Source organism: Candidatus Polarisedimenticolia bacterium (assembly GCA_035764505.1).
Taxonomy (GTDB): Bacteria; Acidobacteriota; Polarisedimenticolia; order Gp22-AA2; family AA152; genus AA152.
This window is the reverse complement of the sequence record DASTZC010000043.1, coordinates 1-5,608: the sequence shown is the minus strand read 5'-3', so window position 1 is coordinate 5,608 and position 5,608 is coordinate 1. Positions and strand designations below refer to the sequence as shown.

At 65.8% G+C, this 5,608-nt stretch carries 5 protein-coding genes; 1 reads left to right on the top strand and 4 read right to left on the bottom strand.

What is annotated here, in order from left to right:
- The first annotated feature begins 345 nt into the window (after positions 1-345).
- Complete coding sequence (locus tag VFW45_02960; protein ID HEU5179723.1) at positions 346-984, top strand: NAD(P)-binding domain-containing protein; 639 nt, start codon at positions 346-348, stop codon at positions 982-984.
- A 135-nt stretch (positions 985-1,119) separates the two neighbouring features.
- Here the strand turns inward: VFW45_02960 and VFW45_02955 are convergent, their stop codons facing one another.
- The 4 genes from VFW45_02955 to VFW45_02940 form a co-directional block, all read right to left on the bottom strand.
- Positions 1,120-1,479: a hypothetical protein gene (locus VFW45_02955; protein ID HEU5179722.1), complete on the bottom strand. Its 360-nt coding sequence runs from the start codon at positions 1,477-1,479 to the stop codon at positions 1,120-1,122.
- Between the two features lie 63 nt (positions 1,480-1,542).
- Positions 1,543-3,216: a tetratricopeptide repeat protein gene (locus VFW45_02950; protein HEU5179721.1), complete on the bottom strand. Its 1,674-nt coding sequence runs from the start codon at positions 3,214-3,216 to the stop codon at positions 1,543-1,545.
- A 54-nt stretch (positions 3,217-3,270) separates the two neighbouring features.
- Positions 3,271-4,596 carry a M20/M25/M40 family metallo-hydrolase gene (locus VFW45_02945; protein HEU5179720.1) on the bottom strand — a complete coding sequence of 442 codons (1,326 nt, stop codon included), beginning with the start codon at positions 4,594-4,596 and terminating at the stop codon, positions 3,271-3,273.
- A 26-nt stretch (positions 4,597-4,622) separates the two neighbouring features.
- Positions 4,623-5,237, bottom strand: a complete 615-nt coding sequence (locus VFW45_02940) for a YdeI/OmpD-associated family protein (protein ID HEU5179719.1) — start codon at positions 5,235-5,237, stop codon at positions 4,623-4,625.
- Positions 5,238-5,608: the final 371 nt, after the last annotated feature.

Genomic DNA, 5,608 nt, shown 5'->3' with positions numbered 1-5,608 from the left:
CCGAGTACGTCCCGGAGTCTTTCGGCGTCTCGCCCGACGGCACGCGGCTGATCGTGGCGCGCAGCGAGATTCTCCGCAGCTTCATGATGGCCGAAGGTCTCCCCGGCGTCGCATTTCCTCAGCGCAAAACTCGCTGATTCTCCTGAGAGCCTGAGCCCGAGCTGGGGCACCCTCGGCCGCTCTTCGCCGTCGCGTCCAAGGGTGCCCCTGCCCGGGCTCAGAATGCGCCGGATTCTGGAGATCGTAACGCGCGGGGATTATCCTCGGTTTCGGAATACGAAAGCGCGAGGAAAGATTCAGCCGTCGGCCGACATTCAATAAATCGGAATTTCGAGGGAGGAAACTATGAAGATCGGAGTGTTAGGGTCGGGGGACGTCGCAAAATCGCTCGCCGGCGGGTTCGTCAAGCATGGGCACGAGGTGATCATGGGGACTCGATCGCCGGAGAAGCTGTCGGAATGGGCGGCTCAGAATCCCAAATCGAAGGTGGGATCCTTCGAAGAGGCGGCTCGGAACGCCGACGTCGTCGTCCTCGCGGTGAAGGGGACCGCCGCGCAGAAGGCGCTGCAGGCGGCGGGGAAGGAGACCCTTGCGGGGAAGATCGTCATCGACGCGACCAACCCGATCGCCGACGAGGCTCCCGTCAACGGCATCCTGAAGTTCTTCACGAGCCTGGACAACTCGCTGATGGAGCAGCTGCAGCGCGAGTTTCCGAACGCCCGGTTCGTCAAGGCCTTCAACTCGGTCGGCAGCTCGCTCATGGTGAACCCGAAGCTCGAGGGAGGGCGGCCCACCATGTTCATCTGCGGCAACGACGAGTCTTCGAAGGAGACGGTCGTGGGGATCCTGGATCAGTTCGGCTGGGAGGTCGCGGACATGGGAAAAGCCGAAGCGGCCCGCGCCATCGAGCCGCTCTGCATGCTCTGGTGCATCCCGGGGTTCCTGCGCAACGACTGGACCCACGCTTTCAAACTGATGTCCTGAGCACCGCCGTCAGCGGATCTTCTAATCTCACACGATTTCCGAGGAGGAAATACCAGCCTCCCCAAGATCAAATGCCGGCCGTTGACGCGCGGCAGCCTTCTGCCGCCGCGTCCAACGGTGCCCTGCCCGGGCCAATCAGGACCGTGGTTTATAGGCCTTTCCAGGAACACCACCGAGGGCCAGGACCACCAACCCCTTGTCGCCCGGCAAAATCTTGCGCTTCTGACCCGGGCCGACCCGCGCCAGAATCCCCGGCTTCAAATCCCAGGTCTGATCTCCGGCGACCAGCTTTCCGTCGCCTTCCAGGACGACGTAGGCCTCTTCCTGTCCGCTCTTCGCCTCGTCGTGATCGGGATAATCCTTCCAGTTCGGCGGCATCCGGATCAGGTTCATACCCCAGGCGCTGACTCCGAGAGTCTTTCCCGCGTAGTTGAACCTTCCCTCGCCCTGGTAGCTATCCAGCTCCTCGATCTTCTTCACCGTGACGTCCGCCATGATTTCTCCTTGATAGCGATAAGACCGGTGGCCTGCTCCGTCTTGAGCGGCTGGTTTTCTACCCTACCTCCCCAGGCCCGTCTCGGCCACCTTCTTCGGGATCCGCTTCAGCTCCGCCAGATCCGGGTCGGCGTCGCGCCAACCCGACATCGCCGCCTGGAACTCCCGGGTCGCGCCGGCGGCATCTCCCTTCTTCTGCAGCACCAGCGCCATCGCCAGGTGGCTGCCGCCGTAAGCGGCGTCGTGGTCCAGCATCTGCTCCGCGGTGTATTCCGCCAGCTTCCAGTCCCCGGCATCGCGCGCCCTGCGGGCCATCACCTCCAGGCGGAACAAGGCCTGCGACCAGGCATCGGGCCCCGGCATGGCGCGCAGCTTGCGCTGGACTTCCTTCAGGACGTTCCGCCCCTCGCTCTGCTTGCCGGTCCGCATCAGGATCTCGCCGCGCAGCGCCTCGACCAGCGGCTCGACGGTGGAACGCCGCGGCACGATCCCGGGAGTCACGACCGGAACATTCGCCAGCTCCTTTTGCGCTGCTTGCAGCTCGCTTTCGGCCTCCTTGATCTTCCCGAGATCGATGAGTGCCTCCCCCGCCAGAGCGTGCCCCGCCGTGCGGGACTGGGGGTAATCGGAGCTCGTCATCTTTCCGGCCGCCTCCAGCGCCTCGGCATAGCGGCCACGATGAATGAGGAAGCCGGGCATCTCCCGCTTGTTGAAGGCGGGATAGGCGCCCACCGAGCCGAGCTCCGCCGACTCACGGAAGGTCTTCTCCGCCGTCTTCATCTGTCCTTTGTGCTCGAAACAGCTGGCCAGGAGATCCAGGTTATGGCCATGGTGCCAGTCGAAGGCGGGGTCGATCTTCTCGGCTTTGTAGTAAGCGTCCTCCAGCGCGTCAGCCTTTTGGAACTGGGCGATGGCTTCGTCGACCCGGCCGACACGGCGCAAGTCGTGGCCCCACATGTGCGCGGCATGCGGGATGGCCGGGGCCAGCTTCGCGTACGCTTCGCCATGCTGCAGAGCCTCTTCCATCCGGCCAATCGTCTCGAAGGAGTGGACGAGATAGTGGTGCGCCGTGGCGTGGTCGGGGACCAGCCGCAGCGCCCGCTCGTAGAAGGCCACCGTCGGCGCGCCGCCGCGCTGTCCGCGCCCGGAGGCATTCCCCTCGTCGGCATTGCCGCGCAGGATCCAGAGCTCCGGGTCGTCGGGATCCGCGGCGAGCGCCTCATCAATCGACTTCTTGTAGGCCTGATACTTGGCGTCGCTTTCCAGATCCTGCATCGCCTCCAGCTGCTTGCCGCGAATCTCGAACCGGCGCCGCTCCCGCGCGCTGATGCCATCCGCCAGCGCCTTCCCCTTGTTGAACCAGCTCTGCGCCGCCTCGGCGTTGTCCAGGCCGGAGGCGACCCGGCTGAGCCCCAGGTAAGCCATGGCCAGCTTCGGATCCAGACGCAGCGCCTGGTGGAAAGAGCGCGACGCCTCGATCCAGACGTAAGACTCCAGGTAATTCAGGCCTTGATTGTAGAAAGCCTGCGCCTGCGGGTCCGACGTGGTGACCGTTTCGCGGGAGTTTCCCACGCCGTCCCGGAGCGTCACCTGCCGCTCGAGAAGCTCCTCGGGGACGTAGCTGGGAGGAGCGGCACAGCCGGCATGCGGGTCCTCCTCCGCCGCCCGGGGTGACCCCGCCAGCATCCCGAGCAGGAGCATGAATGCCATCATCCCAGCGAGCTCGCCTCTTCTCATCGGATTGCCCTCTCCATGAACATGAATTGTTCGGCGCTCTCGCGCAGATTCATCTCAGCGCGCCGATTTCGACAGCCGGTACAGCAACACGGCCGCCCGCTTCGTCTGGGTCGGAAGCGTCGTCAGATCCGCCGTCTCCTCCGGCGTGTGACCGCCGCGCCCCTTCAGCCCCAGCGCGTCCAGGATCATCGGAATCTTTCCATCCAGGTAGGCGACGTCGGCGGCCCCCGCCCGGTCCGGATCGCCCGCCGTGACCGGGCCGAGCCCCAGGTCCCGGCTCGCCTCGTCGTACATCGCCAGGAGCCGGCTGTTCCCCTCGCTCGGCGCCAGGGGGGGATACCCTTCGTCGAACTCGAGCGTCGCCCGGGTGCGGGGCAGCGACGCCGAGACGATCTCCTTCATCTTCTCCTGCGCACGCTGGAACTGCGCCTGCGTGAGTGCCCGCAGGTCGCCGGGGACTTCCGCCTCGGCGGGCACGACATTCCCCTTGCCCGAAGCGCTGCCGGTCGTGGCCTCCGCATCGAGCGTGACGTGCGTTCCTCCCAGGATCAGCCCCGGGCTGAGCGTCAGATGAGCTTCCCCGGCGAAGGATTCGCGGAAAGCGTCGAGGATGCGCGCCGCCTCATAGATGGCGCCCGCTCCCACGTCCGGAGTGAAGATCTGCGAAGAATGGGCCGCCTTGCCTTCGGTCCGGATTCTCCAGGAGATTGATCCTCGCCGTGCCGTCACCACATGCTCCGGCTTACCGTCTCCGTCCTCGAATCCCAGCGCGAATTCGGCCCCCTCGGCCGCCGCGATCAGCGCTTCCCGCGCCAGGTGGCGCGGGCTCCCCGCGTCTTCCTCGTCGCCGCTCATCACCACGACGACGTTCATCGACTTGAGGACGCCGGCCGACTGCAGTGCCTGCAGCGCCGCGATCAGGATGACGTCTCCCCCTTTCATGTCGGTGATTCCGGGACCGCGCGCGGACGCGGCATCAATCCGCTCGAAGCGCTGGAAGGGACTCTCCTTCTCGAAGACCGTGTCGAGATGGCCGATCAGGACGATGCGCGGCCCCTTGCCGGGATGAACCGCAATCAGATGCCCCGCCCGACCGAAGGCCTCTCCTTCCGCCCAGGTGACCCGGAATCCCAGCTTCTCCAGCTCCGGGCGGAACAGCTCTCCGACTTCCCGGACTCCCGCCAGATTGTGGGTCCCGCTGTTGATGTTGACGGCGCGCTCCAGCAGCGCCAGCGATTCCTCGTTGTGGGCGTCGACGTAGCGCACCAGGGCCTGCTCGGTGCGTGCCAGATGGGAGGAAGCAGCGCCGGCGCCCGCGTGGGAGAGCGCCAGGAGCGCGGCGAGTGCCGGGATCCCGAATCGCCGCATCGCGCGCTTCATCGAGGCCCCCGTCCGGCCGGCTCGCCTCACTTGCGGACGTACTTCCAGTTTCGGGCCTTCCCCTCCGACATCCAGGCCACCGCGGTTTCCAGACGCTTTTTCCGCGTCGTCTCACCCTTGGCTTCCACCACCCACTCGACATATTCGCGCTTGTGGCTCGGGCTGAATTCCTCGAAGGTCGCCATCGCCTTGCGGCTCTTGCGCAGGGCGCTCAGGAAGTAATCGGGGACTTTCAGGGGACGCGGCTGCTTCGGCCTCGCGCGCGAGGCGACCTTGACCCCCGCGTCATTCAGAGCGGCGGCCTCCTTGACGTAGCCCACCAGGACGGCTCGCGCCGGCAAATCGGACTTCTTCATGATCCGGCCGAACTCCCCCATCGCCGACTCGCGCGTCGCCGCCAGCTCGGGATGCTGCTCCGCCAGCAGCTGCCCCTTCCAGAACCCGAAGGCGCAATGCGACTTGAAGGCCGCCATGCTGCAGAGGATCCCCTTGTGCATGAAATGCGGGAAGCCCCACTTGAGGACCTCCTCCGTCCCGGGGCAGCCGGCGTGCACCACGGAGCGCAGGTGCTCGAGGATGGGTCGGGCGAAATCGGCGGACTTGGCGATGTAGGCGTCTACCGCGGGGTTCTTCTCTCCCATGGCTCCTCCGGGCTGATAAGGGCGGCGGCGGGCCCGCCCACTGACCGCGTCATGTCGGAAGCCCAGATACTATGCGATCCGAAAACCCGGTGGAACCCCACCGCTGCCTGGCCGGAAGGGCAGGTTGCTGACCGGGAGGACTTGGGGTAGGCTGCGCCCCTCATCCTCACCCCCCTCTCCGCCGATCGGAGTCGGCACTTTGCTGGAGGAGCCATGCGTCGTAGGGTTCGTTGGGGCCTGCTGCTGATGTTAGCGCTGTTTACCGTGGGTTGGTTCGCGACGGATGGCTCGGGACTTTTCGCGGCGGTGAAGAACAGCGACCGGAGCCAGAGCTGGGAGTTCACGATTCCCATCCGTTACATCAACGGCAC